Origin of the sequence: Fibrisoma limi BUZ 3 (assembly GCF_000296815.2) — a bacterium.
GTDB classification, from domain to species: domain Bacteria; phylum Bacteroidota; class Bacteroidia; order Cytophagales; family Spirosomataceae; genus Fibrisoma; species Fibrisoma limi.
Map to the genome: position 1 here is coordinate 843781 of NZ_CAIT01000009.1, position 26271 is coordinate 870051.

The following is a 26271-nucleotide window of genomic DNA, read 5'->3' on the forward strand; positions in this document are numbered from 1 at the left end:
AAGAGCGAAATCGAACCGCATTGTCGGATCATCACCGAAGCGGAGTGAATGAACAGCTTCTATTAACTCTTTCACTCATTCGCTCTTTCACTCTTTGGCAAAGTTAGCCAGATAACGGGGTGTTTGTTCGGAAAGTTTGGCATTCGCGGTTGTATTCTGTAGTTTTCAGTTGGTTTCCATATACGCTGATGAAGAGTAAACTCCACTCGCTCCTTTTTCTTGGCCTGCTCACCGGTACGTCCCTGCGTCCGGTGCAGGATGATCCCCTGCTGCAAAAAGCCCGTCAGATTCACCAGCGGGTGCTGACGCTCGATACCCACGCCGATGCCCCGATTATGATGCAGAAGCCGGGTTTTGACGTCGGTGTGGCCCACGACACCAAACGCGACCAGTCGCAGATCGACTTTCCGCGCATGAAGCAGGGCCGTATGGACGCCATGTTTTTTGCCGTCTATACGTCGCAGGGGCCACGCACGCCCGAGGGTCACGCCAACGCCAAGGCATCGGCGCTCCGGCAGTTTGAGCTTATCCACGAAGCAGTCAAAAAGCATGCCGATCAGGCCGAGCTGGCCACCACCCCGGCCGATGCCTACCGGATCGAGAAGGCAGGCAAACGGGCTGTTTTCATCGGCATGGAAAACGGGTACCCCATCGGCGACGATCTGTCGATGCTCAGGAAATACTACGACCTGGGCTGCCGCTACGTAACGCTGACGCACTTTGCCAATAACCTCATCGGCGACTCGTCAACCGATCCGGACGGACCGCTGCACAACGGCCTGAGCGATTTTGGAAAGAAGGTAGTTGTTGAAATGAACCGGCTCGGCATCCTGATTGACGTATCGCACGTAGCCGACAAAACGTTCTACGACGCCCTGGCCCTGTCAAAAGCGCCCGTCATCGCGTCGCACTCGAACGCCCGGGCTCTGTGCGATTTCCCGCGCAACATGACCGACGACATGATTCGGGCCATTGCCGCCAGGGGGGGCGTGGTGCAGGTGAATTTCGTGAGCGATTACCTCCGCAAACCGTCGGATGCGCACCGGGCCGCCAAAACGAAGATTCGCATGGCGCGGGTTGGCCGGGAAATGACGCCGGAACTGGAAGCCCGCATTACCGCCCAGAGCGATTCGGTATCGAAGGTATATGCATCCGAGCGCGCCAGCCTGTCGGACATTGCTGATCATATCGATCACATCGTAAAAATCGCCGGTATCGATCACGTCGGCATCGGCAGTGACTTCGACGGCGGTGGGGGCGTCAACGGGCTTGAAGACGTCAGCCAGATCGAGAACCTGACCGTCGAACTACTCCGCCGGAAGTACTCGGAAGACGACATTCGCAAGATCTGGGGCGGCAATCTGCTACGGGTGTTGGGTAAAGCGAAGGCCCTTTAGGTAGGTACAAATGGATGCACTACTGACAACCCTGAAGCGTCGCAATACCGTCCTCTATTGGTTCGGCTTGTTTAACCTGCTGGGCTGTCTGGTCTGCGCCGGACTGGCTCTGACCACAACGCAGCAGATTTTAGGGCTAAACGCATTCATCAAACCCGCCAAATTCTTTATTTCGATTGCCTTATTCAGCTGGACAATGGCGTGGTTTACGGGGCTGCTCCCCCAACGGCGCAAAGTTGCCGTGTATAGCTGGGTGATTGTGACAACGCTCACCTTCGAAATGCTTATTATCACCGGCCAGGCCGCGCTGGGAAAATTGTCGCATTTCAACGTTACATCGTTTGTCGACGCCCGACTATTCGACGTAATGGGTCTTGCCATTACGGTCCTTACAATCTGGACAGGCTACATAGGCTATCTCTTCTTTAACCTTACGTCGGCCGCCATTCAACCGGGCTATCTCTGGGGTATCCGGTTAGGGATTTTGTTATTTGTCATTTTCGCTTTCGAGGGATTTCTCATGGCCCTTAGGCTGAGTCATACGGTGGGAGCCGCCGACGGAGGGCCCGGCCTGCCCGTTCTGAACTGGAGTGTACGCTACGGCGATCTACGCGTGGCTCACTTCTTCGGGATGCACGCCCTGCAGCTTCTTCCGCTTCTGGGCTATTACGTAACCCGCCGACCGTTCCAGATCATTGCCCTGGCAACGGTTTATTTTCTGGGGGTATCTTTTTTGCTGATGCAGGCTTTGGCAGGCAGGCCGCTCCTATCCTGGCTTTGATGGGCAGTTGACGGTATAAATGGCGCTACACCCGCTTTTGGAAACGTACGCTTTCTTCCATTCACTGATGGTGGCGTGGCACAACTAACCAGTACATCCGTTCGATGAATCGCTCCGAATTTCTGAAAACCTCGGCCCTGGCCATTGCCGGCACTACGCTGGTAACGGACGCATCGGCCATTACGCCGTTTATCACCCGTCGCCCTCCGCAAAAATACCGTACCGCCCTGATCGGCTCCGGCTGGTGGGGTACCAACATCCTGCGGTGTGCTATGCAGGCCGGCGAATCAAAAGTTGTGGCGCTCTGCGATGTCGATCAGCGGCAGCTCCAGAAAGCCAATGATGAAGTAGCGAAGTTTACCAGCGACCGGCCAAAACTGTACAAAGATTTCCGCGAGATGCTGTCGGCCGAAAAGCCGGAGATTGTCATCGTAGCCACCCCCGATCACTGGCACCCGCTCATTGCCATAGCGGCTATGCAGGCCGGTGCGCACGTGTACGTCGAGAAGCCGATCGGGCATACGATCAATGAAGGCAAAGCTATGGTCAAGGCCGCCCGGCAAACTGGTAAGGTCTGCCAGGTCGGTACGCACCGGCGTATTTCGCCCCACAACGTATCGGGCATGGAGTTTCTGAAGTCGGGTAAAGCCGGGAAAATCGGCATGGCGCGGGCGTTCGTCCACTACGGGGGTGGGCCGGGTAAACGCGTTCCCAACGCCGAGCCGCCCAAAGAACTGGACTGGAATATGTGGTGTGGCCCAGCCCCGCTGAACGAGTACAACCCGACCATGCACCCGCGTGGTTTCCGCGGGTATCTGGATTACGCCAACGGCACCCTCGGCGACTGGGGTATTCACTGGCTCGACCAGGTTCTGTGGTGGACCGACGAAACGCACCCGCGCAAGGTGTACTCAACCGGTGGCCGGGCGATCCGGCAGGACAATACCGATGCACCCGACCACCAGGTAGCTACGTATGAGTTTGAAGACTTCACGGTGGTGTGGGAACACCGGCAGTTTGCGGGCAACAACGCCGAGAAAACCCACCCCAGACAGGCCGTCGGGGTTTATTTCTACGGCACCGAGGGTACGTTCCACATGGGCTGGCTCGACGGCTGGACCTTCTACCCGACTGATCCGAACAAGCCGGTACTGCACGAAGACGCCAAACTGAATCAGCCCGACGACCAGAACATTGCACAGCTCTGGGCCAACTTCCTTGACGCGATCAAGACCGGCAAGCGCCCCGTCAGCGACATTGAAATTGGCCACCGCTCGACTAACATGGCCCTGCTGGGTATGCTGTCGCTGAAGCTCGGCCGCAGTGTGGAGTGGGACGGAGATAAAATCCTGAACGATCCGGAGGCCAACAAGCTCCTCAGCCGGGCATACCGGGGCGAATGGCAGTATCCGGTTTAGAGTAATTGTACCTGACTACGTAGACGTATAAACGGCAAGACCTCCGCGCATCTCGTGCGGAGGTCTTGCCGTTTGAAAGTGGGCCAGCCAGGACTCGAACCTGGGACTTACTGATTATGAGTCAGGCACTCTAACCAACTGAGTTACAAGCCCGTACTGAACTATTTTTCAAATTCAGTGATGCGAATTTACGATTTTTTTGCATAGCCCTAAAGGATTTTCGCTAAAAAACGTGTTTATGCTGTGTACCACTCCGGTATCTTTGTCTGATGTCAGCGCCCAACAAGAAGAAAATCCTGAACGATCCCGTTTACGGATTCATTACCATCCCGACTGATTTGCTGTTCGATTTGGTTGAACACCCGTACTTTCAACGGCTCCGGCGTATCAAGCAAATGGGTCTGGCCGACTATATCTACCCGGGCGCGCTGCATACCCGTTTTCACCATGCCTTGGGAGCCATGCACCTGATGGGCCAGGCCATGCAAACCCTGCAAAGCAAAGGGCACCGTATCAGCGACGCGGAGTGTGAAGCAGCCCAGATCGCCATTTTGCTGCATGACATCGGTCACGGGCCGTTTTCGCACGTGCTGGAATGCTGCCTGCTCAACAATGTGTCGCACGAGGATATTTCGCTGATCCTGATGCATGAGCTGAACCGGCAGTTTGACGGGCGCTTATCATTGGCCATTCGGATGTTCGACGGTACGTACGAACGCCCTTTTTTCCACCAGTTAACCTCAAGCCAACTGGACATGGACCGAATGGATTATCTCAACCGCGACGGCTACTATACGGGCGTAGCTGAGGGGGCGATCGGTGCTGACCGTATCATCAAGATGCTCGACCTCGTCGACGATCAGTTGGTGGTTGAAGAAAAGGGCGTGCTCAGCATCGAGAATTTCCTGAACGCCCGTCGGCTGATGTACTGGCAGGTATATCTGCACAAAACCTCAATCTGCTGCGAGTCCATGCTGGTACAGATTCTGCGCCGGGCGCGTTTCCTGATCCGGCAGGGCGAACGGGTTTTTGCACCCGATTCGTTCTTTCTGTTTCTGCGCGACAGCGTGACGATGGATGCATTCCGGTCGGACCGTCAGTATCTGAAAGCGTTTACACAACTGGACGACTACGATATCTGGTCGTGCATCAAGCAGTGGAGTATGCACGACGACGCCGTATTGTCCACCCTGTGTGAGATGCTGCTGAACCGCCGTCTGTTCAAAATTATACTGTCAACGGAACCGTTTGCCGGGGAACTGGTCCGCGAGCTGGAAGATCAACTGCACCAGTCGGGGCTATCCGACGATGAACTGTCGTACTTTTTAGTAGAGGGACAAGCGACCAACGCGGCTTATATGCCCTCCGGCGACCGCATCAACATTAAGCGTAAATCGGGTAAGGTAATTGACATCGCCGACGCATCCGATCTTTCTAATATTCACGTATTGACCAACATCGTTCGCCGGTACTACGTTTGCTGGGCCAAAGACCTGAAGGGGATAGGTAAATCTGTTAGCTGGTGACCTGGCGAATTACCTCATTGCAGCAACTGACAACGGCTTTGTTTACTCCCTTGCCCCTTACAGACTTACCAATTAATTGTTGGACTACTATTTTCGATCATCTTATCCAAAAAGTGCAATTTGTTACCTACCTTAGCGCCCAAATTGCCCGATAACCAAGGGCGTTTTGCGACGGCCGTTATACGTATATGGAGTTTACAGTCAAGCAGATTGCTACGCTGCTAGGGGGTGAGGTAGAAGGAAACGACGCACTAACAATCAGCAAATTAGCAAAGATAGAAGAAGGCAGACCGGGTGATATTTCGTTTCTGTCGAATCTTAAATATGAGCCGCATCTTTACACGACCCAGGCGTCGGCGGTCATTGTCGACCGGTCGTTTCAGCCCAAAAAGCCGGTGTCGGCGGCCCTTATCTTTGTAGAAAATTCCTATTCAGCCTTCACGCGCCTGCTGGAAGAATACCACCAGCGGCTGAATTATGCCCGCGTGGGTGTGGAGCAGCCCTCCTACGCCGGAGACGGGGCTCAGTTTGGCGAACAGGTGTACCGGGGGGCGTTTTCGTACGTTGGGCGCAATTGTCACATTGGCCACAACGTCAAGATTTACCCGCACGTCTACATCGGCGATAACGTACGTATTGGCGATAACAGCATCATTCATACCGGTGTCCGCATTCTCAGCAACTGCGTGATCGGGAAATACTGCACCATCCATCCCAACGCCGTTATCGGCAGCGATGGGTTTGGCTTCGCGCCCCAGCCGGATGGTACCTATAAAACCATTCCGCAACTGGGCAACGTCATTCTGGAAGACTTTGTCAGCGTCGGGGCGAACACCACCATCGACTGCGCCACGATGGGTTCGACCATCATCCGGCAGGGCGTTAAGCTGGACAATCTCATTCAGATTGGCCACAACGTTGAGATTGGCCGCAACACCGTCATTGCGGCCCAGACGGGCGTTTCAGGCTCGACTAAAATCGGCGAAAACTGTATTATTGCGGGTCAGGTCGGAATTGTCGGACACATTACCATTGCCAACAACACCAGCGTCGGCGCACAGTCGGGGGTGTCTAAATCCATTCAGGAAGCAGGTCTCAAACTCAGCGGCTCACCCGCCTTTGACCTGAAAGATAACCTGCGTTCGACGGCCATTTACCGACGCTTGCCCGACCTCGAACGGCGACTGATTGAACAGGAAAAGAAAACTAACGATACGTCAGACAGCCGGTAGATCAATTCGTCAGAACGCAGCACGTTGCCTGTTTATGACCGATCCCCTGGCCGACCAACCATAATGAATACAAAGCAGCAGACGATCCAGAAAGCCGTTTCCGTTTCGGGGGTAGGGCTTCATACGGGCGTGCAGGCCACGATGACATTCCTGCCGGCACCGACCAATCATGGCTACAAGTTTCAGCGTACTGACCTGGAAGGCCAGCCGATTGTTGATGCCGATGTCGATAACGTAGTCGATCTTTCGCGCGGCACCACCATTGAACAGAGCGGAGCGCGCATTCACACCGTAGAGCACACCCTGGCCGCACTGGTAGGACTACAGATCGATAACGTACTGATTCAGCTCGATGGTCCCGAACCGCCCATCATGGACGGCAGTTCGATTCAGTTCGTTGAGGCCCTGCGCGAAGCGGGTATCGAAGAGCAGAACGCCACCCGGAATTACTTCGAAGTCAACGAGTACGTTCACTACCGCAACGCGGAGAAGGACATTGAACTGGCCGCTCTGCCGCTCAACGACTACCGGCTGACGGTCATGGTTGACTATAACTCGCGGGTAATCAGCAGCCAGCACGCGTACCTGAACGACATCAGCCAGTTTCCCGAACAGATCGCTATGTGCCGGACGTTCGTGTTTCTGCACGAACTGGAAACGCTGTATAAGCAGAACCTGATCAAAGGCGGAGACCTGAGCAACGCCATCGTGATCGTTGATCGCGAGGTGAACGAAGGCGAACTGGACTACCTGGCCGAACTGCTGCACAAGCCGAAAGTGAGCGTCAACAAAAAGGAAGGCATCCTGAACACGACTGAGCTGCATTTCACCAACGAGATGGCCCGTCATAAGCTGCTCGATGTTGTCGGTGATCTGGCCCTGATCGGCCGACCGATCAAAGCGCAGATTCTGGCGGCCCGACCCGGCCACGCAGCCAACGTCGCGTTTGCGAAGAAGATCAAGAAGCTGATTCAGAAAAATGCAGCTAATCAGGTTCCGCAATACGATCCAAAGCAGCCGCCCGTTCTGGATATAAGCCAGATATCGAACTTGCTGGCCCACCGCTATCCGTTCCAGATGATCGACAAGATCATTGCGCTGGACGAAAACAGTGTTGTTGGCATCAAGAACGTGACCATGAACGAACAGTATTTCATGGGCCACTTCCCAGGAAATCCGGTAATGCCGGGTGTGCTGCAACTGGAAGCGATGGCGCAAACGGGTGGAATTCTTGTACTGAGCAGCGTACCGGACCCCGAAAATTACTGGCCCTACCTGATTGGTATTGAGAACTGTCGTTTCCGCCGAAACGTTGTCCCGGGCGATACGATCATTTTCCGCTGCGAGTTCACGTCGCCCATGAAGCGGGGCATCGTGAAAATGCAGGGCCGCGGCTATGTTGGCGGTCAGTTAGTCTGCGAAGCGGATATGATCGCGAGTTTGGTAAAGAAAAAATAGTTTACGGATTACGGCTTACGGTTTACAGTTTTTGGTAAGGTTCCTGAACGGCGCCCCATCACCGAATACTGGAACCTGTAAACCGTGAACTGAAACTGATAACCGAGAAGATGATTCAACCATTAGCATACATTCACCCGGAGGCTAAAATTGCGCAGAACGTTGTTATTGAGCCGTTTGCCATTATCCATAAAGACGTTGAGATTCAGGAAGGGACGTGGATTGGCTCGCACGCCGTTATCAACGAGGGCGCTCGTATCGGCAAAAACTGCCGTATTTACCCGGGGGCGGTGATTTCATCCATTCCGCAGGATTTAAAATTTAAGGGGGAATACACCCGCACGTTCATCGGCGACAACACGACCATTCGGGAATACGCCACCATCAGCCGGGGTACGGAAGAGCATTGGAAAACTGAAATTGGCGCTAACTGCCTGATTATGGCCTACGCGCACGTTGCCCACGACTGCCGTATTGGCGATCACTGCATTCTGACTAACAACGTACAGATGGCCGGCCACGTCCATATGGGTGACTGGGCCATCATTGGCGGCTCCAGCTCGGTGCTTCAGTTTACCAAGATCGGCGCTCATGCGATGGTGTCGGGCGGATCACTGGTTCGGAAAGATGTTCCACCGTACACCAAAGCCGCCCGCGAACCGCTGGCCTACACGGGTATCAACTCGATCGGGCTGCGTCGGCGCGGATACGACAACGAGCAGATTAACCAGATTCAGGAAATCTACCGCTACATCTACCTTCGCGGCCTGAACAATGCCGATGCGCTGACACAAATTGAACTCGAACTGCCGCCTTCCGACGAGCGGGACGAGATTGTTAACTTCATCCGCAGTTCGGAGCGGGGGATCATGAAAGGCCCGTCTAACAGCGAGCGAGAGTAACGAATCATTCAATGGCTTATGGCGGCCGGCGCTCCGGTCTACACTTTTCTGTGGTCAGTACAAACCGGGAAATAACTCGCTCGTCCAGGACCGGATACCGCAGCACAGACCACCGAAAACTGTAAACTGCTCACTGAAGCGCCGACCGCCGTAAACCGACTTCCGCCCATGCAGATCGTTGCCGAACAGGTAGGCAAAAAATACCGGAAAGAATGGATTTTCCGGGGTGTTTCGCTCGAACTGTCGGCCGGCACAAGCTATACGTTTGTGGGTCCGAACGGCAGCGGCAAATCCACCCTTCTGCAACTACTGGCCGGCAGCCTGCCCGCTACGGAAGGCAAACTGACGTACCGGGTCAATGGTCATGCACTCGACCTCGACGACTGGTTTCGGCACGTAGTCGTTGCAGCCCCCTACTTGGAGCTCATCGAAGAACTTACCCTGACCGAGCTGCTGCTTTTCCATCAGACATTCAAACGGTTCAAATCCGGCCTCACGCCCGACCAAATTGCTGACCGGCTGCTGCTGACTCACGCCCGGCACAAAGAGATCAAATATTTCTCGTCGGGCATGAAACAGCGGGTCAAGCTCGGTCTCGCTTTCTTCTCCGAAGCATCGGTCGTGATTCTTGACGAACCCACGGCCAACCTCGACCGGCAGGGCGCTGCCTGGTACCACGAACAGGTCCGGCAGCTTAGCCCCGACCAGCTTTTGCTGATCGGTTCCAACGTACCGGAGGAGTACGATTTCTGTCCCAACATTCTCGATGTAACCCGCTGGAAGTAGCGTATTATTTAGGCCAAATTGACGTTATTTGGATAGCTAATTCCATGCGCTATGCTGCGTTTTTACCCACTCCTTTTCATCGGCTTCCTTATCTCTACGCGCTGTGCGGCCAACGTCGTTTTTGTCCAGAACCGCGGGCAGTGGCCAGCCGGCGTTCTGTTCCGGGCCGATATTCCGGGAGGCTACCTGTTTCTCAAGCAGAATAGCCTGCATTACGTCTTCTACGACAGCAAGGCCGTGGCCGACCACCATGCCAAAGGAGTACCGGTGAGCGACACGATCCGGGCGCACGGCGTAGCGGTCGAACTGGTCGGCAGCCAGACGGTCAACGTACCCGAAGGCCGCCATAAGACCGGTCCCACATTGAATTATTTCCTGAGCAAAAACCCTGACCAATGGGTCGGCGACGCGCCAGCCTTCGGGGAGGTAGTCTACCCAAATATCTACCCAGGCATCGACCTGCGGATCTACGCCTACTACCAGACCCTGAAATATGAATTTATTGTTCAGCCGGGGGCCGACCCGTCGCTCATCAGGCTGGCGTATAAGGGAGCCAACTCGGTACGACTGAACGACGGCCGACTGATCATTGATACGTCGGTGCAATCGTTCAGCGAGAATAAGCCGTACAGCTACGTCAGCCGCGACGGACGGGCAACCGAAGTCGCTGCGGCCTGGCAGTTGTCGGGCAACGTAGCTCAGTTTTCGCTGCCCAGCGGCTACGACCGCACGCAGCAACTTACGCTCGATCCGGAATTGATCTTTTCCAGCTATTCGGGTTCAGTTTCCGACAACTGGGGCCACACCGCTACGTACGACAAAGAGGGAAACCTGTATTCGGCCGGTTCCGTGTTCGGGGGTAATTTTCCGGTGCAGACCGGTGCGTTTCAGGTTAGCTTCGGCGGTACGGTGGATGTATCGGTAATGAAATTCAGCCCCGACGGCTCCAGGCTCCTGTATGCAACGCTGCTGGGTGGCCGGGCCGCCGATCTGCCTCATAGTCTGATCGTGAATAACCAGGGGGACCTTGTCATGATGGGCACTACCTCCTCGCCCGACTTTCCGGTAACAGCCGGTGCGTTTCAAACCAAAACGCAACTGGGTTCGCCCTTCTCGTCTTCATTTACAACAACCACCAGCATTGTTTTTGCGAACGGTAGCGATTTATTCGTATCCATCCTCAGCCCGGATGGCAAGCAACTAAAAGCCAGTACGTTTATGGGCGGCACCGGAAAAGACGGTGTTGGTGCCCGTCGAGCCTCAGATACGGAAGCCGACGGTATTTTTATGCGTAACTACGGCGATGATTTGCGGGGCGAAGTGATCGTTGGGCCCGACGATGATGTCTACGTAGCCAGTCTGACCGAGTCGTATGACTTTCCGGTTGCCCGCTCCCTGCCCGACGGGACTAGTTCTATATCCGAAGCCGTTGTGTTTCGATTGAGCGCCGACTTGTCGCAGCTCCGTTGGGGCAACCGGATCAGTGGCTCTCAGGGTGCTACCAAAGCCTACGGGCTGCGCCTGGCTCCTTCGGGTTCTCTGTACGTTTGTGGCGTTACGACCAGCCCCGACCTGCCCGCCAGTGCCGACGCGTATCAGGCCAAACCCATCCAGGTCTCTCAATTCCTGGCGAATGGATTTGTGGCCCGGTTTGATAACCAGCGGCTTACCCGGCTCACGTACCTGGGAACCGACCGGGAGGATGCAGCCTACCTGATCGACGTTGGCCCGGATGGCAGCCCGCACGTGTTTGGACTGACCCAGGGCCGGTACCCCGTCACGACCGGAACGTATCAGAACGCTGGTAGTGGCCAGTTTGTCCATGCCTTCGATCCGGACTTAAAAACCACCCGCTTCTCGACCGTAATTGGCTCCACCCGATCCGGTCCGGATATATCTCCTACCGCCCTGCTGGTCAACGAGTGTGGTAATATTTACCTGTCGGGCTGGGGGGGGCTGGTTAACAACCGAAACGGCTACAATTCGGCCAGCAACACGAATGGCCTGCCCGTTACGTCCGACGCCTACCAACGCACTACCAACGGCAGCAACTTTTACATCGCCATATTGGAGCAGGGTGCCAAAAGCCTGTTGTACGCTACCTTCATGGGTGGCCTGACAAACACCCGGGGCGACCACGTTGATGGCGGTACGTCGCGGTTCAGTCCGCAGGGAATTATTTACCAGGCTGTTTGCGCCTGCGACGGTACGAGTTTCCCGGCAACGGCCACCGCCTGGTCACGCACCAACCGCAGCAACAACTGCAACAACCTCGCTTTCAAATTCGACGTAGACAAGCTGAAGGCCAATTTTGATACGTACCGGGGCAGCGAAAAAGGCGTGGTAACCGGCTGCACACCCCTGGCGCTGTCGTTTCAGAATACCAGCATCGGTGGTCGGCGGTACGAGTGGCTGGTGGACGGCAAAGTGGTTTCCAGCGACACGGGCCGGGTGAACTACACGTTTGACAAGGCCGGGAAGTACACCGTTACGTTACGGGCTTACAACCCCCTCATCTGCCTGCGCGTAGATTCGGTGAAGCAGACGGTTACGGTCAGCCCCGCCAACTTTCAGGTAAGCCGCGACACGACGATCTGCCCCAACGCGACCGTAACGCTACGAGCCAGCGGAGCCACAAAATACGTCTGGACACCTGCCGACGGACTGAGCAGCACCACCATTGCCTCGCCGGTTGCCGCTCCCAAGCAGACGACGACCTACACCGTTGACATGACGAATGAATTTGGCTGTACCGCCCGCCGGAGCGTTACGGTCCAGGCTGATGCGTCGTTTCAACCCAGCTTTTCAGTGCAGACCAACGGCGACTGCCAGCAGCCAACCCGCCTGACGTTCACCAACAACACGCGTAACGCCGATCAGTACGTATGGGTGATGGGCAACGGCGATACGGTGCGGACCAATGTGCCCGAGAACTACGATTTCGGCAAATCGGGGCAGTACCAGGTTACGCTGATTGCCTACCGCAACGGTTGTGCGCTCAGTACGTCGCTGCCGGTATCGTACGAAGACCTCAAGAACGTCCCGAACGTGATTACGCCCAACGGCGATGGCAAAAATGACGTATTCAACATTGGGTTTACAGGGGCTAAACTCGAAATCTTCAACCGGTGGGGTCGCCGGATTTACCAGGACGACGACTACGCCAACAACTGGGGTAAAGACGTACCGAACGGGCTCTATTATTACCTCATTACAACCCCGAACGGTACGCAATGCAAAGGCTGGCTCCAGGTGATTGAGTAGGCTCAGGTGTACTGCCACGCCCACCAGATCAGCAGTCCCTGCAATGGTAGCCGAGCCCAGAGCAGCCAACGGGGAATTTTACGGAATCGCCCCGACGTAGCCATGTATACATTGGCCGGAAAGACGGCGATCAGCAGCAGAATTAGCCCCCAGGCCGACAGGGTTCGGGTTGCCGGAAACAACAATCCGATCCCCAGCACGACTTCAGCCACGCCACTGAGCATAACCAACTCGTAATGAGCGGGCAGATAAGGGGGCATGATGGCCATGTACATTTTCGGACGAAGGAAGTGGTTTACGCCCGCAGCTACGTAGACGAAGGCCATCAGGTACAAGCTCAGTGATTGCATGAATACCAAACGGACAAGGTCGGCGTTTCGTTTAAACCCTGGTCGGTTACACGGGTCTAATCGACAAACAAGCTAACCTATGAAATCGACTTTGTTTTTTGCGGCCGTAGCCACCGTATTACTGTCCGTCAGCGCACACGCCCAAACCCGGCCGGACGTCCACATCGACAAACCGGGCCATAAGCTTACTGAGCTGAAGGCTGAACAGCGTGCCGAACGAAAAGCCGTTAAAAAAGCCGAACTGGCCAAAATGACCCCGGCCGAACGCAAAGCGTTTAAAGCGGAACGTCGGCAGAAAAAGCAGGCTAAACTCAACGCCATGACACCCGAACAACGTGAGCGGTACGAGGAACGTCGTCGCGAGAAAAAAGCAGGGAAGTAACATATTTACGGTATTCGGTTTGGTACGGAATGTTGACCAGACAGCATTTACCAAAAACCGAATACCGTAACCTGTAAACGGTTCTCTTTTACTCCACTACGTGCCCGATAAATCCGGCACCGTTGTCAAGGATCAGACCGCCCCGCCGGAAGCCGAGTCCGCAGGCTTCACCCGCGAAGAACACACCGGCCTGGTACGAATGGCCGCTTCGGTCGGTGGGTAGTTCGGCGTATTCCTGATAGATTCGGGGATAATCGCCGTATTCTCCTTCCACCGCCTGACGCTCACGACCGTCGGCATCAACGATTCGGACATTGGCGCCCTCCCGGCCGAACAGCACCTTTTCGACGTAGGCTTTGCCGGTTAATGGTGTGGTTTCGGTTTGAAGTAGCAACGGATGGTTGGGAAACAACTCCCACAGGATTTTCAGGATGTATTTGGACTGGAACAGCAGCGTATAGGCCGGATTCAGCACCACGACCAGCCGCCGACGTACGGCCTCGGTCAGGATTCGGGCCAGTTCGGGCTCCTCCTCACCAATGTACTCCCAAGGTACCAGCTTGAACCAGTAATCCATTCGTTCAAACTGACCATTCTGAGGATTCTGCCGGAAGATACCCTGATCGGCCGAAAACTCGACGTTATCGATAAAGTCGTACTGCACACCGAAGCCAGCTTCGCGGGCAGCCTCACCAATCAGCGCTACGTTGCTGTCGTCTTCCGGAAAACCGCGCATGGCCGACAGCAACAGGTACGGTTCCAGGTCATTGTTGAGCCGACGTAACTCGCGGAACTGCTCGGTCAGGGTTTCAAAAACGCTGTTGAACTGACTGCTTTCGTCGAGACCATTGGCCCGCAGGTGGGCGTATTGCACCACGGCCGTTTCGGGCAGGCAGGTCGCCGTATCGGCGTTAAATTCCAGCAGTTTGATCGGCCGACCGTCGATACCACCCGCGAAATCGAAGCGGCCATAGAGGTGCAGGTTCCGGTCGTCGTCCCACGACAGTTTGATCAGTTCGATCAGGTTAGCCGGAATGCCCAGTTCAGCAAACCGGTTGTTATCAATGACGTGCTGCCCGGCCTCAACCAGCATATCGAACAGCTCATTGGCGGCTTCGTAATACGCATCGGCTTCATCGGGACGAACAACAACGACTTCGTTGGTCAGGTAAGGCAACGTATCGGTGCCGAGCATCCAGTCCCAGCCAAGGTTCCGGAGCTGGGCATCAGGTGAGGTAGTGAGTGGTTTTAGCGTGATCATACGTGTGGTTTTATCCACCAGGTCTGAAGATGTACCCGGCTGAACGGTAGGTCTTTCAACTTCCCGGCTTATATGTCCAGCCAAAATTATCGGATTCCATGACCCGCAACTTATTTTTCCTATTCCTTGTCCTTTTTACGTTCACAAGTGCTTCGGCTCAGCCACGTAATGGAGCTAAATCACCCGTTCCCATCATCTTCGACACGGATATGGGTCCCGATTATGACGACGTGGGGGCTATAACGCTCCTGCACGCCCTCGCCGACAGCGGCCAGGCTCGGATTCTTGCCACCATTGCCAGCACCAAATACCCGAAAGTAACGCAGGTTATTGATGTGCTGAATACGTACTTCGGCCGACCTAACCTCCCGATTGGCGTACCTAAAGGCGCGGCCGTAACGGACAAAGATACTCAGCACTGGTCCGATACGTTGGTGGCCAAATACCCGCATTCGGTGCGATCGAACAACGAAGTACCCGATGCCGTGGCATTGTACCGCCAGATACTGGCCAAACAGCCTGACCAAAGCGTAACCATCGTGACGGTTGGCTTCCTGACCAACCTGGCGAATTTGCTGAACTCTAAGCCGGATCAGTATTCTAATCTGTCGGGCCGGGAACTGGTAACGCGGAAGGTGAAGCAACTGGTCAGTATGGCGGGTAAGTTTCCTTCGGGCCGGGAGTACAACGTGTTCAAGGATACACCCGCGTCGAAAGTCGTGTTCAATACCTGGCCGACGCCGGTGCTGCTGAGCGGCTTCGAGATTGGTGAGCAAATCAAGACGGGTCTGCCGCTGACGAAAAACAAAGCGATTCGCAACAGCCCCGTGAAAGATGTGTTTCGGATCTGTCTGCCTATGGCGAAGGAAGATAACAACGGCCGTATGAGCTGGGACCAGACGGCTGTGCTGGTGGCGATCAAAGGGCCGGCACCGTACTACACGGTCAGCTCCGGTCGCATGACCGTCAACAACGACGGCTCCAATACCTGGACGTCAACCGGTAAGGGCCACCAGCATCTGGTGGTGAAAATGCCGGTACCGCAGGTTCAGGCGAAGATCAATCAACTGATGCAGCACCAGCCGGTGAAGCGGTAGCTTTGTTTCTGGCCGGGCTTCACACCGTCGCTACGTTCGACTGCGCCGAGGTTAGTCCAGCCTGCTGCATGAACGACGCCAGCAGTTGCTGATACGTATCGACTTCTTCCTGGCAATATGCCTCCGTCCAGCCCAGTTCCGCGGCCATGAGGTCGGCCACCTGCGGAGCCAGGTCGCTGGTCAGTTGCCAGTCGGCCAGTTCGAGCCGCCAGCGCCGGGCCAGTACGTCGCGCAGCGTAACGGCCATTTCCTCGCGCACCTGATACACAACCTCAGCCGCAATGAAGGGTTGCCTTTCGGTCAGACGTTCCGTCAGACCGGGCTGCGACCGACTCAGTTCGGCTACTCGCTCAGCCCGGTTGCCGTAGGTCTTAACCAGATGTTGGGCCACCTCGGGGGGTAAGCCATACTGGTTGTGAAGCGACTGCCAGTTCTCGAATTGATAGCCTTCCCCACCGACCAGGTAATGCGTATCCGTTGTGCATGGAGCAGTCGTATTGAGCAACTCACCCGCCCGGTCAATAACGTCCTGGGCCATCAAGCGATACGTTGTCCATTTACCGCCCAGGAGACTGAGCAGGTTCGAGCGCGGATCATGTTCAACTTCGTGATCCCGCAGCAACGTTTTGGTCGTGGTCCGATTCGACGTAATGAGCGGCCGGATGCCACCAAAGCCAGCTTCGACCTCCGACCGGTCGGGCGTTTTGGCCAGGTATGGCCGGAGCGTATCGAGAAGATAATCCACTTCCTTCGGCTCCAGCACTGGCTCGCGGTTCAGATCTGTATAATCGTCGTCCGTCGTCCCAACAAACACCTTGTCGCCGAACGGAATGGCAAATACGACGCGACCATCGGCCGTTTTCGGGATCAACATAGCTGAGTCGCTTTGCAGCACATCGCGCGGCAGCACAATATGAACCCCTTTGCTGGGCCGGATGCGGGATTCGAGCAGGGGGTTTGCCAGGTGCCGGATACTGTCGGCATACGGGCCGGTGCAGTTCAGAAAGAGTTTGGCCTGTATGGTAAACGTTTCGCCCGACAACTGGTCTTCTACCTCGGCAGCCACCAGCCGACCGGCATGGTCATGGGCAAATCCACGCACCGCAACGTAATTCGCAACGGACGCTCCGGCCTCGTCGGCACTATGGGCCAGGGCCAGCGCGTAACGGGCATCGTCGAACTGACCGTCATAATACAACACGGCGCTATGGAGCCGGGGCGTCAAGGTCGGCATTTTGGCCAGCGCCTTGTCGCGGCTCAGCCAACGACCTTTGGGGAACGAGTCATGGCTGGCAAAAAAATCGTAGAGCGTCAGACCAATTGTAATATAAACAGCCTCAAACCAGCTAAAAACGGGTGTCAGCAAAGCCAGCGGATGGGCCAGATGCGGAGCGTTTCGCAGCACCGTCCGGCGTTCGGCCAGGCCATGACGGACCTGCCGAAGCTGGGCCAGATCCAGATTTTTGACGGCCTGTTCCAGATACCGCACTCCACCATGGATCAGCTTGGTCGAGCGCGACGAAGTTTCGCCCGCGATATCTCCTTTGTCAATCAGCGCGACCCGGTAGCCACGCAGGGCCGCGTCAAGGGCAGCCCCGGCTCCACTGGCTCCGGCTCCAATCACACAGATGTCAAACGATTCGTGCCGCAGCCGTTCCAGGTTGTGTCGACGATTCATGCTTGGTAACGTAGTTCGTTAGGGTAACAGGCCGCCCGGCGTATTAAGTTCTGTTTCACAATTCCTTAATCGCCTACAGTAGTCTACAGCTAAGGTAGTAAATAACCGGGCAACTACGAAGAAAATCCCCGGCTGCGGCTACCGCCGAAGAAACCACTACGGCCACCGCTGGGCCGCGAGCTGGTCACCCGCGACGACCGGACCGATTCACGAATGGAATTTGTACGGTCGTAAAGGCCACGATTGGCGTATATACCCGACGCGTATCGACGCTCATCGTCGCGGTAGCGCGGGGCCGTTGAGCGACCAATCATGTAGCCCAAACCACCCCACAACAGGGCGTTGGCCAGGCCATTGCTGTGGTGTGAACCGTAGGTGGCCGGGTTGTTAAAATATTGGCTTGTTGAGGGGTCGTTCTGCACGAGTCGGCGAGCAGCTTCGACGCTCAGCGTATCGCGGTGACCGTCGTAGTAATTCACGATAGCACCGGCCTTACCAGGATCAACCTGCTGCTCGTCTGTGATTTTAAAGTTACCGGGAGCCGTTTCGGTAATATACGTACGAACGCCCTGCCGAAAGCTATCGGTCTGTTCGGTGGTAGCGGCTTCGGAGTCAGATTGGTTATTACCACAACTTTGAAGCAGTACGCTGCCGTTCAGCAACGCGATACTGAGCGTTGTACTGAGGGTTATATCTTTCACCCGGCGAATGATCGCGTGTTGGCGGAGCGGAGTCATAGTCTAGATCAATGATTTATCTACTAAACTACCGCGTAGGCCGTTGGGTTACAAGTCGATTGGGATAAGCTGCCTGTGGGCCCTACCAGCGGTTCTCAGAACGGACGCTGGCGATTGGCAAACAGGATCGATACCCCGGCCGTCAGTGTAACGGAACTGATCAGTTGGTCGCTGCTGTAAAAACCACTTTGCGCCCGGCCATTGCCCGTTTGCGCCGTTGAGGTCAGGTTATCGAAGCGGAAGTTGGCGCGGGTATAATCGCTGTTAACGTTGAAGGAAACGCTGCGGCCGACACGGTAGCGCAGGGTTACACCCCCACCAAACGACGTGGCCGTACTGCTGCCGCCTGTCGTTTTCACCCACATCGGCGTCTGGTCAACGGTCCCTTCCAGCGAGGTGCTGGGGCAGGTTGCCGAAGCCCGGCCCGCCATTACCCGCGCATCCAGCGATAGCAGGCCGTTGAAGGGAATATGTACGTAAGGTCCGCCCATCAGCGTTGATACGGCCCAGTTACCGGCTTTAGCCGACCATTGATCCCCGTCATTCATGACCAGGGCGTTCAGTAAAGAACTCGCTTTGAGGGCGTTGCTGTGCTGTTCAAAACGGGCCGTCAAGCCAACTGGCCCCAGAAACTGATACCCTACTGCTACGTTAGCCGCTACGCCCTGAATAGCCATACCGGCCCGCGGGTCCGATACGGTCTGGCATCCAAAATCCCCGACCGGTAGGCTCGTTCCGGCGGCTAAGGTGATGAAGCCTTTTTTCGGCTGGTGTGCCAGGATAAACGCTCTCTGGGCAAACGACACGGTAGCCAGGCCAGCCGCGAGCGCAGTCAGAAAAATTCGTTTCATTTCGTAACGGGTTAGTAATGAATCTGGTAAAATCAATTGCAAGCTATCTCGAACAAAATCAATGCCACTTTTATACAACGGATTGTAATTTTAGCCGATATGGCCAGTGGTTTATCTGTTGACGCTGTGATTGGATACATCGCCGATCGACAATCGACCGGTGACCGCTGGTTTCCGGCGGGGTTGTTTCCCGCGTACCGCAGCAACGCTACCCTGCACTACCGACGCCCCGATACGAACGTCTTTTTTACGGCCATCACGGTTTTTACGCTGCAACAGCTACGGCAGTACGTATCCCCAACGGCACAGCAACTAATCGACCAGATTAGGCAACGGGCCGTGCGTACGTATCCGCTTTTTCAGAATAAGGACGGCCTGCTAACCTATAATTTCTGGCCGACGCGCCCATCGCAGCATTTTTCCAACGGCTACGTTTTTCGCCACTTTGATCATTTCCGCATTCCGGACGACATCGATGATACGGCTATGGTGTACCTGACCACCAACCCGACGCCGGAGGAAGTGGCCTGGCTACAAACCAAACTGAGCCAGCATGCCAACCTGAGTCAGCGCATGATCCGGAACACCTACGGAGACTACCAGCCTCTGCGGGCGTATTCAACCTGGTTTGGCAAGAATATGGGTATCGACTTCGACGCCTGTGCGATGAGCAATATTGTGTATTGCCTGCTTCAATACGACCGCCCCCGCGACCAGCATGTAACGGATACGTTGACCTTCCTACGCTCGGTGGTGGAAACAGGCCGGTACCAAACAGAGCCGTTTCGGTGCGCTCCGCACTACGCCCGAACCTCACTCATCATCTACCACCTGGCGCGGCTGATGGCAGCTTTCCAACTGCCCGAGCTGGAACCGATTCGGGCACGACTAATCACGGATGCGCAGTACTTGTTCGATAAGGCAACGAACCGGCTGGAGCAGGTGCTACTGGCTACGTCCCTGCTCCGGCTGGGTCAGACAAACCTTCCTACCATAAACCTGGAACGTATTGAACGGGAATTTGAAGGGTTCAACTTTTTCATCGCCGGACTTCTGACGGCCTATGAGCACCCGCTGCTGCGCCGACTGGCCGACCGACCGCTGGTGCATATGCGCTGGCAGTGTGCGGCTCATTGCTGGGCACTGGTGGCGGAATATATGATCGCTGAACGACTGGGTAGAAGCTAGTACGTCTTGGTCATATCGTCCGGAATAGCCAGCACGTAGTTAGCCAGGTCGCGGCTTTCGTTGGCAGGCTTATCGGGATTAGGGGACTCCACCGACGAAAGCGTCAGGATTTTCAGGTTCGGGCGCTGCTGACGCAGGTACCAGACGATGCCTTCAAAATTCTTCGAGTGATAATCACCATTGAGATGTAGCAGGGTTTGGCCCGGCTTCAGGTTTTGCAGGATAAAATGGGCCATAGTTGCATCTTTGATCGCTTGTGCCCGGGCAAAATTGGCGGCCTGGTCCGACGAACCGCCGTGTGGATTTGCCTGGGCGCTCGATGCCGAACCGGAACTACCGCCGTGGGCCGAACCTCCCATCATATCCAGCATGGCTTTATAGCCCGGCAAAGTCAGGTCGACGGTTAGGGGCAGCGGAGCCATCTGGCGCTTTGTATCGGCCGGCAGCGTATCGAGTGCAGCCAGTCCCTGCCGCGCCACCAAACTGGCGTAGCGACGCGGTACGTTGGTGGCTACGAACGGAATCTTATTCTCACGAGCGAAATTAGCCAACGGCTGATAGTCAGTATCGTAGTTAGGCCAGAGACGGGCTTGATTCGCAAACTCCTTACCAGTTGTCCGGCCCTGCACGTAGTCGCTGAGAGCCTGCTGGTTGTCCGTTTCAAACATCTCAGCGCCGAGCACCAGCGCACCTTTTTTCTCCGCATACAGGTCTTTGGTCAGTTGGAGTTCGAGCCAATGACAGATCGGATTATTATGCAATTCGCCGAACAGCACCACATCCGCTTCGGCCGCCTGCCGCAGTAGCCGGGTATAGGTTGTCGGCTTCAGTTTTTGGTCGTAAAGTCGGTAGGCAGGCTTATCGGACCGAAATGCGAAAACCAGCAGGCAGAGAAGCAGCAGAGCAAGGCGCATACGTACTGTTTTTTTACAAAACAACGTCCTGACGGATAGGTTCGTGCCGTACGTAAATTACGAAAATGAAAAATCCCCCGACTTATGCCGGGGGATTTTTATGTATGCTCAGCAAACTGGAAGGTTTACAATTCCCGAACCCAGATGTTCCGGAAACCAACCGGGTTGCCGTGGTCCTGAAGAATGAGGGGGCCTTTGCCGTGCGCCTGGACTTTCGGGTAACCGATGTACTCGGTCGTTCCTTTGATAGCTACGTGGTTCTGCACGAGAATACCGTTCAGCAGTACCGTTACATAGGCCGGCTCTACCATCAGACCAGCTTTGTTGAAGCGCGGAGCCATGTAAATAATGTCGTAGCTCTGCCACTCGCCCGGCTTACGGCTGGGGTTTGCCAGCGGAATCGCCTGTTTGTAGATCGAGCCAACCATTCCGTTCACATAGGTCGGGTTGTTGTAGTTGTCAAGTACCTGAAGTTCGTACCGGCCTTGCAGGAAGATACCGCTGTTGCCCCGACCCTGGCCGTTGCCTTCAACTTTCGAGGGTGTCTGAAACTCAATGTGGAGCTGCATATCGCCGAACTCCTGTTTGGTGCGGGCCGACGACGACGTCGACGAGTACAGCACTCCATCACGAACGGGCCATTGCAGCGGAGCTGTGCTGGCCGTTGGCGTGTAGCCTTTATTGGCCACCCAATTGTCAGCATTCTTACCATCAAATAATACAATGGCGTCGGAGGGGGGTGTCGTACCGGCTGTATTGGCAGAATACACACCCGGCGTTACAACCGGAGGAACGGGCTCCCAGATTTCGGTCGACTGGGGCGTTTGCTTATTCGGTTCAGTTTGGGCGATGGCCACCTGCACACAGGCTGCGCCAACCAGGCCAAGGGTTAGAGTACGCGCAAAAAACACGGTCTTCATGCGAATAACTGGAATTTGATACATGCTTAAGGAAAACGTTCAAAGATAGAGTAAATGCCGGTACCGCCCCGTTTCTATTGAAAAAATGGTAAATTTAAGCCCTAAAATATTGTTCTGTTCATGGTAAAACAATCCCTTAGGTCGTTCACTCGCTGGGTGCTGAGCGCCGGCTGGACACTCGGTACCGGTCTGGCTTTCGCGCAACCAAACCCAACGGCCACCACCTCATTACCACTTACCGATTTAAGCGCTTTTAAATCACCAACGGCCAACTGGCGCATCGTTGGGGGCGTCCGCGCCGACTTGAAAAAAGATAATAGCCTGACTACCGAAAAAGGAACGGGCATTCTGGTTACTCTCCCGGAGAAGCAGCAAACCGGCCAGCAATACAATCTGCTGACTAACGTGCAACATGGCGACCTGGATCTGGAACTGGACTACATGATCGCCCGAAATTCCAATTCGGGGGTTTATCTCCAGGGTCGCTACGAAGTGCAGTTATTCGATAGCTGGGGGGTTAAGGCACCCCGCGCCATCGACAACGGTTCTATCTACGAACGTTGGGACGAGAAGCGCCCCGAAGGGCAGAACGGCTATGAAGGGCACCCCGCCCGCCAGAACGCCAGCCGGGCACCCGGCCTGTGGCAGCACCTGAAGATCTCATTTCAGGCGCCCCGTTTCAGCGCCAACGGACAGAAAACGGAAAACGCCCGGATGCTTCGCGTCGAACTAAACGGCGTTACCATCCACGAAAACGTTGAACTGTCGGGACCGACGCGGGCATCGATGGCCAACGACGAGGTGGCGCTTGGCCCGCTGATGTTCCAGGGCGACCACGGCCCGGTAGCGTTCCGGAACATCCGGTACGTTATCTACGATAAGCCTCGCCCCGAACTGGTCGATCTGAAATACACTGTTTACAAAGGCAATTTTCAGAAGGCCGATCCCGCTGATTTCGGCGGCATCGCACCTGAGTCTGAAGGTCTGTCGCCTATCCTGACGGCTTCGGTTAGCCGCCTGCCAAACGATTTTCTCATTCGCTACTCGGGTACGTTGCGGGTTAAGCAACCGGGCGAATACACCTTCAATCTGGGCGCTGCGGGTGGCCGTGGTACGTTAAAAATTAACAACCAGACGGTTGTTACGCCCAACAGTCGGTCGGCCAACGGGAAAGCAACCCTACCCGCCGGCGATATGCCGTTTGAGCTGACATATACAAAATTTGTCGAGTGGGCACAGCCGTCCCTTGGTCTGGCGGTAGCCGGACCGGGCGTTCGTGAATTCACCATCAGCGCTACCGAAGCCGGTGGTGGTGGCGATGTTGACCCAATTATTGTAGAGGCTCAGACGAACACCATCCTGCGCAGCTTCATGGACATTCCGGGCATCAACACCAACGCAGTGAACTCGTCCCGGCTTAACGGCCAGCCAGCCTTCCGGGTCGTTCATGCGGTGTCCGTAGGTAGCCCCGAACAGGTTCATTACACCTACGATCTGGACCGGGGTGCCCTGGTACAGGTGTGGCGGGGTGATTTCCTCGACGCTACACCGATGTGGCACGAGCGGGGCGATGGTTCATCGCGGCCGATGGGCATGGTGCAGCGCATGGGTATGCCGGTGCTGTTCCTGACTAAATTATCGTCAACGGAGGCTAACTGGCCTTCCGACACGACCGGCAGCAACTACCGGTCAAAAGGATATATGCTGGACGAAAACGACCGGCCAACGTTCCGCTACCTGAGCTACGGCGCTACGGTCGAAGATAAGACCCGGGTACTGGACAACAGCCAGGGCATTCGCCGGGACGTAACGATTCAGAACCCGGCGAGTGGTCTGTACGCCCGGATCGCCAGTGGTACGACCATTAATCCGCTCGAAACCGGCATGTACGTCATCGACGGGCAAGCCTACGTTCGGGTCGACGACGGGGGTGGTGCTTCACCCATCGTTCGGCCAACCAGCAATGGTCAGGAACTGATTATTCCGATTAAATCCGGCAAGCTGAGTTATTCCATACTCTTCTAAAGACCTCAACATCACAGTATGAAACGGATACATAACTACCTGCTCGTTGCGGCCGGCATGCTAACCCTGGCAACCCAGCCATTGCGGGCGCAGGAATCGCCTAAAGAGGAGGATTTCTTCAAAATTATGAAGGTGACGGCCCCCGAGGGTACGTTGCTCGAAGTGGGCGGTCTGACCGTACTGCCGAACGGCGATCTGGGCGTTGCTACCCGCCGGGGTGACATCTGGATCGTGGAAAACCCAACCAGTCGCCGACCGTACTTCCGCAAGTTCGCATCGGGTCTGCACGAAATTCTTGGCCTGACCTACAAAGACGGAGCCCTCTACTGCGCCCAGCGCGGTGAGCTGACCAAATTGGTCGATTCCAACAAGGACGGTAAAGCCGACGTAATCGAAACGGTGTTTGCCTGGCCCCTGTCAGGTCACTACCACGAGTACAGTTTCGGGCCGAAGATTGCCCCCGACGGTTCGTTTTTCGTGACGGGCAACGTAGCGTTCGGTAACGAAGAGTGGTGGCGCGGTGAAAGCCGGGTACCCTGGCGCGGCTGGACCATGAAGATTCACGAAAACGGTACGATGGAGCCGTGGGCAACCGGTATGCGTTCGCCCTGCGGACTGGGCATCTACGACGGTGAACTATTCTACGCCGACAACCAGGGCGACTGGATGGGATCGGGCGGTATCGTTCACGTCAAGAAAGGCGCGTTCGTTGGTCACCCGGCGGGTCTGCGCTGGACAGGAACCGCCAATTCCCCCGTCAAGCTGACGGCCGAGCAGTTCAATGCTCAGATCGATGAACGGCGTCGCCGGGACGAAAACGGTCGGGCCATCAAACCTGAAAACATTGTGAACGAGACGCCGAATCTGCTGTATCAGATGAAAGACAAGTTCCCGGGCACCAACGTTCAAACACCGGCCGTGTGGCTCCCTCATGGTATTCTGGGGATTTCCAACTCTGAAATTCTTGAAATTCCACAGGGCGCATTCGGGCCGTTCGCGGGTCAGTTGCTGGTGGGCGATCAGGGCATGAGTAAGATTTCGCGCGTGTTCATGGAAAAAGTAAACGGCGAGTATCAGGGTGGCGCTATTGATTTCCGGAATGGTTTCCAGTCTGGTGTGCTGCGCATGGCCTGGGCAAAGGATGGCTCGCTGATGGTCGGCGAAACCAACCGGGGCTGGGGTTCGGCCGGCGAAGCCAACGAAGGCTTGCAGCGTTTGGTGTGGAATGGTATCGTACCGTTTGAGATGCGCACTGTAAAAGCTATGCCCGACGGCTTCGAGGTTGAGTTCACCAAACCCGTTGACCGCAAAACAGCCGAAGATCTGGCGTCGTACCGCGTTGAAAGCTTTATTTACAAGTATCACTCGGTATACGGTAGTCCGACCATCAACAAGGAAGCGTTGCCAATCAAAGGCGTGAAGGTATCGGAAGATGGAATGAAAGCCCGCTTGATCGTGGACAACCTACGTCGGTACTACGTCCACCAGTTGACCCTCGACGGCGTACGGGCTACGGAAGGATCGTATTCGCTGGTTCACCCGATTGCGTACTACACGCTGAATAACATTCCCGAGGGTCAGAAACTGGCCATGACCGAGGTCAGTACGCGGAACTCAGCTACACCCGTTACTACCCCCGCGGCAACTGCCGCACCGGCCGCCGGCAAGAAAGCGGCTCCGGCTAAAGCGGGCGCTAAGCCAGCCACAACGGGCGGTAAGCCCAAGCTGAAGGAAGGTCAGGCCGTTACGATGGCCAAAGCGCCTACCTATGAGGAAGTGAAAGGTTTGCTGAGTCGCTATACCTGCCTGGCCTGCCACAATACCGACAAACGGCAGGTAGGGCCGGCCTACAAGGACGTAGCGAAGCGCCGGTACACCAACGACCAGATTGTCGATTTGATCTACAATCCCAAGCCACAGAACTGGCCGGACTACGCCACCGAAATGCCGCCGATGCCGCAGGTGCCGAAAGCCGATGCGCTGAAGATAGCAGCCTGGATCAACTCGCTGGGATCAAATGGTGCAGCAAGCCAGTCAGCCGAGGTTGACAAGCCATAAGCAAAACGATTCCGTTAGACAACCCGATCGCGTCAGTGGTCGGGTT

21 protein-coding genes and 1 tRNA gene are annotated in these 26271 nt (G+C 55.7%); 14 read left to right on the top strand and 8 right to left on the bottom strand.

Going from position 1 to position 26271, the window contains the following annotated elements:
- Positions 1-188 precede the first annotated feature (188 nt).
- The 3 genes from BN8_RS23040 to BN8_RS23050 all read left to right on the top strand — a co-directional run bounded on the left by BN8_RS23040 (position 189) and on the right by BN8_RS23050 (position 3596).
- Positions 189-1397, top strand: coding sequence for a dipeptidase (locus BN8_RS23040; protein ID WP_009284358.1), 1209 nt, complete (start codon positions 189-191; stop codon positions 1395-1397).
- Positions 1398-1407: 10 nt separating this feature from the next.
- The gene (locus tag BN8_RS23045; RefSeq protein ID WP_009284359.1) at positions 1408-2178 is read left to right on the top strand and encodes a hypothetical protein; all 771 of its coding nucleotides are present in this window, start codon (positions 1408-1410) and stop codon (positions 2176-2178) included.
- A gap of 104 nt (positions 2179-2282) precedes the next feature.
- Complete coding sequence (locus BN8_RS23050; RefSeq protein ID WP_009284360.1) at positions 2283-3596, top strand: Gfo/Idh/MocA family protein; 1314 nt, start codon at positions 2283-2285, stop codon at positions 3594-3596.
- A gap of 79 nt (positions 3597-3675) precedes the next feature.
- Here the strand turns inward: BN8_RS23050 and BN8_RS23055 are convergent.
- Positions 3676-3749: transfer RNA gene (locus tag BN8_RS23055), tRNA-Ile, on the bottom strand.
- Between the two features lie 116 nt (positions 3750-3865).
- Between BN8_RS23055 and BN8_RS23060 the strand changes: the two genes are divergently transcribed.
- The 6 genes from BN8_RS23060 to BN8_RS23085 all read left to right on the top strand — a co-directional run bounded on the left by BN8_RS23060 (position 3866) and on the right by BN8_RS23085 (position 12764).
- On the top strand, positions 3866-5122 hold the full coding sequence (locus BN8_RS23060) for an HD domain-containing protein (RefSeq protein WP_009284361.1): 1257 nt from the start codon (positions 3866-3868) through the stop codon (positions 5120-5122).
- A 188-nt stretch (positions 5123-5310) separates the two neighbouring features.
- Positions 5311-6354 carry a UDP-3-O-(3-hydroxymyristoyl)glucosamine N-acyltransferase gene (lpxD, locus tag BN8_RS23065; protein ID WP_009284362.1) on the top strand — a complete coding sequence of 348 codons (1044 nt, stop codon included), beginning with the start codon at positions 5311-5313 and terminating at the stop codon, positions 6352-6354.
- A gap of 63 nt (positions 6355-6417) precedes the next feature.
- A complete protein-coding gene (locus BN8_RS23070) occupies positions 6418-7812 on the top strand; it encodes a bifunctional UDP-3-O-[3-hydroxymyristoyl] N-acetylglucosamine deacetylase/3-hydroxyacyl-ACP dehydratase (RefSeq protein WP_009284363.1) in 1395 nt (464 codons plus the stop codon).
- 110 nt (positions 7813-7922) lie between these two features.
- Complete coding sequence (gene lpxA / locus BN8_RS23075; RefSeq protein WP_009284364.1) at positions 7923-8714, top strand: acyl-ACP--UDP-N-acetylglucosamine O-acyltransferase; 792 nt, start codon at positions 7923-7925, stop codon at positions 8712-8714.
- Between the two features lie 168 nt (positions 8715-8882).
- A complete protein-coding gene (locus BN8_RS23080; RefSeq protein ID WP_009284365.1) occupies positions 8883-9500 on the top strand; it encodes an ABC transporter ATP-binding protein in 618 nt (205 codons plus the stop codon).
- Between the two features lie 51 nt (positions 9501-9551).
- Positions 9552-12764 (top strand): DUF7948 domain-containing protein, encoded by a 3213-nt coding sequence (locus BN8_RS23085; RefSeq protein ID WP_009284366.1) that lies wholly within the window; start codon positions 9552-9554, stop codon positions 12762-12764.
- Positions 12765-12766: 2 nt separating this feature from the next.
- Here BN8_RS23085 and BN8_RS23090 read toward each other — a convergent pair whose 3' ends face one another.
- Complete coding sequence (locus BN8_RS23090) at positions 12767-13114, bottom strand: DoxX family protein (protein ID WP_009284367.1); 348 nt, start codon at positions 13112-13114, stop codon at positions 12767-12769.
- 79 nt (positions 13115-13193) lie between these two features.
- Between BN8_RS23090 and BN8_RS23095 the strand changes: the two genes are divergently transcribed.
- On the top strand, positions 13194-13496 hold the full coding sequence (locus BN8_RS23095) for a hypothetical protein (protein WP_009284368.1): 303 nt from the start codon (positions 13194-13196) through the stop codon (positions 13494-13496).
- A gap of 88 nt (positions 13497-13584) precedes the next feature.
- Here the strand turns inward: BN8_RS23095 and BN8_RS23100 are convergent, their stop codons facing one another.
- Positions 13585-14757, bottom strand: coding sequence for a glutathionylspermidine synthase family protein (locus BN8_RS23100; protein WP_009284369.1), 1173 nt, complete (start codon positions 14755-14757; stop codon positions 13585-13587).
- Between the two features lie 98 nt (positions 14758-14855).
- On the opposite strand from BN8_RS23100, the gene BN8_RS23105 reads away from it, so the two are divergent.
- Positions 14856-15854 (top strand): nucleoside hydrolase, encoded by a 999-nt coding sequence (locus BN8_RS23105; protein ID WP_009284370.1) that lies wholly within the window; start codon positions 14856-14858, stop codon positions 15852-15854.
- A 19-nt stretch (positions 15855-15873) separates the two neighbouring features.
- On the opposite strand, the gene BN8_RS23110 is transcribed toward BN8_RS23105, so the two are convergent.
- The 3 genes from BN8_RS23110 to BN8_RS23120 all read right to left on the bottom strand — a co-directional run bounded on the left by BN8_RS23110 (position 15874) and on the right by BN8_RS23120 (position 19120).
- On the bottom strand, positions 15874-17532 hold the full coding sequence (locus BN8_RS23110) for a glycerol-3-phosphate dehydrogenase/oxidase (protein WP_009284371.1): 1659 nt from the start codon (positions 17530-17532) through the stop codon (positions 15874-15876).
- A 113-nt stretch (positions 17533-17645) separates the two neighbouring features.
- Entirely contained in the window at positions 17646-18269 is a 624-nt protein-coding gene (locus BN8_RS23115; RefSeq protein ID WP_009284372.1) for a Cj0371 family chemotaxis-regulating polar lipoprotein, read from the bottom strand.
- Positions 18270-18364: 95 nt separating this feature from the next.
- Positions 18365-19120 carry an outer membrane beta-barrel protein gene (locus tag BN8_RS23120; RefSeq protein ID WP_009284373.1) on the bottom strand — a complete coding sequence of 252 codons (756 nt, stop codon included), beginning with the start codon at positions 19118-19120 and terminating at the stop codon, positions 18365-18367.
- Between the two features lie 99 nt (positions 19121-19219).
- Between BN8_RS23120 and BN8_RS23125 the strand changes: the two genes are divergently transcribed.
- The gene (locus BN8_RS23125; RefSeq protein ID WP_009284374.1) at positions 19220-20308 is read left to right on the top strand and encodes a hypothetical protein; all 1089 of its coding nucleotides are present in this window, start codon (positions 19220-19222) and stop codon (positions 20306-20308) included.
- On the opposite strand, the gene BN8_RS23130 is transcribed toward BN8_RS23125, so the two are convergent.
- Both BN8_RS23130 and BN8_RS23135 read right to left on the bottom strand, forming a co-directional pair.
- Positions 20305-21222, bottom strand: a complete 918-nt coding sequence (locus BN8_RS23130) for a ChaN family lipoprotein (RefSeq protein WP_009284375.1) — start codon at positions 21220-21222, stop codon at positions 20305-20307. The two genes, BN8_RS23125 and BN8_RS23130, sit on opposite strands and share 4 nt — an antisense overlap.
- A 125-nt stretch (positions 21223-21347) precedes the next feature.
- Complete coding sequence (locus tag BN8_RS23135; protein WP_083882527.1) at positions 21348-22142, bottom strand: 3-keto-disaccharide hydrolase; 795 nt, start codon at positions 22140-22142, stop codon at positions 21348-21350.
- A gap of 120 nt (positions 22143-22262) precedes the next feature.
- Here BN8_RS23135 and BN8_RS23140 point away from each other — a divergent pair, with 120 nt between their 5' ends.
- Positions 22263-24167, top strand: coding sequence for a 3-keto-alpha-glucoside-1,2-lyase-like domain-containing protein (locus BN8_RS23140; RefSeq protein ID WP_009284377.1), 1905 nt, complete (start codon positions 22263-22265; stop codon positions 24165-24167).
- Between the two features lie 18 nt (positions 24168-24185).
- Positions 24186-26225 (top strand): membrane protein, encoded by a 2040-nt coding sequence (locus BN8_RS23145; RefSeq protein WP_009284378.1) that lies wholly within the window; start codon positions 24186-24188, stop codon positions 26223-26225.
- The last annotated feature ends 46 nt before the right edge of the window (positions 26226-26271 follow it).

Excerpts from the sequence above, each read along its gene's own strand:
- BN8_RS23040 (WP_009284358.1), top strand. The coding sequence starts at position 189 with ATGAAGAGTAAACTCCACTCGCTCCTTTTTCTTGGCCTGCTCACCGGT.
- BN8_RS23045 (WP_009284359.1), top strand. The coding sequence starts at position 1,408 with ATGGATGCACTACTGACAACCCTGAAGCGTCGCAATACCGTCCTCTAT.
- BN8_RS23050 (WP_009284360.1), top strand. The coding sequence starts at position 2,283 with ATGAATCGCTCCGAATTTCTGAAAACCTCGGCCCTGGCCATTGCCGGC.
- BN8_RS23060 (WP_009284361.1), top strand. The coding sequence starts at position 3,866 with ATGTCAGCGCCCAACAAGAAGAAAATCCTGAACGATCCCGTTTACGGA.
- lpxD (WP_009284362.1), top strand. The coding sequence starts at position 5,311 with ATGGAGTTTACAGTCAAGCAGATTGCTACGCTGCTAGGGGGTGAGGTA.
- BN8_RS23070 (WP_009284363.1), top strand. The coding sequence starts at position 6,418 with ATGAATACAAAGCAGCAGACGATCCAGAAAGCCGTTTCCGTTTCGGGG.
- lpxA (WP_009284364.1), top strand. The coding sequence starts at position 7,923 with ATGATTCAACCATTAGCATACATTCACCCGGAGGCTAAAATTGCGCAG.
- BN8_RS23080 (WP_009284365.1), top strand. The coding sequence starts at position 8,883 with ATGCAGATCGTTGCCGAACAGGTAGGCAAAAAATACCGGAAAGAATGG.
- BN8_RS23085 (WP_009284366.1), top strand. The coding sequence starts at position 9,552 with ATGCTGCGTTTTTACCCACTCCTTTTCATCGGCTTCCTTATCTCTACG.
- BN8_RS23090 (WP_009284367.1), bottom strand. The coding sequence starts at position 13,114 with ATGCAATCACTGAGCTTGTACCTGATGGCCTTCGTCTACGTAGCTGCG.
- BN8_RS23095 (WP_009284368.1), top strand. The coding sequence starts at position 13,194 with ATGAAATCGACTTTGTTTTTTGCGGCCGTAGCCACCGTATTACTGTCC.
- BN8_RS23100 (WP_009284369.1), bottom strand. The coding sequence starts at position 14,757 with ATGATCACGCTAAAACCACTCACTACCTCACCTGATGCCCAGCTCCGG.
- BN8_RS23105 (WP_009284370.1), top strand. The coding sequence starts at position 14,856 with ATGACCCGCAACTTATTTTTCCTATTCCTTGTCCTTTTTACGTTCACA.
- BN8_RS23110 (WP_009284371.1), bottom strand. The coding sequence starts at position 17,532 with ATGAATCGTCGACACAACCTGGAACGGCTGCGGCACGAATCGTTTGAC.
- BN8_RS23115 (WP_009284372.1), bottom strand. The coding sequence starts at position 18,269 with ATGACTCCGCTCCGCCAACACGCGATCATTCGCCGGGTGAAAGATATA.
- BN8_RS23120 (WP_009284373.1), bottom strand. The coding sequence starts at position 19,120 with ATGAAACGAATTTTTCTGACTGCGCTCGCGGCTGGCCTGGCTACCGTG.
- BN8_RS23125 (WP_009284374.1), top strand. The coding sequence starts at position 19,220 with ATGGCCAGTGGTTTATCTGTTGACGCTGTGATTGGATACATCGCCGAT.
- BN8_RS23130 (WP_009284375.1), bottom strand. The coding sequence starts at position 21,222 with ATGCGCCTTGCTCTGCTGCTTCTCTGCCTGCTGGTTTTCGCATTTCGG.
- BN8_RS23135 (WP_083882527.1), bottom strand. The coding sequence starts at position 22,142 with ATGAAGACCGTGTTTTTTGCGCGTACTCTAACCCTTGGCCTGGTTGGC.
- BN8_RS23140 (WP_009284377.1), top strand. The coding sequence starts at position 22,263 with ATGGTAAAACAATCCCTTAGGTCGTTCACTCGCTGGGTGCTGAGCGCC.
- BN8_RS23145 (WP_009284378.1), top strand. The coding sequence starts at position 24,186 with ATGAAACGGATACATAACTACCTGCTCGTTGCGGCCGGCATGCTAACC.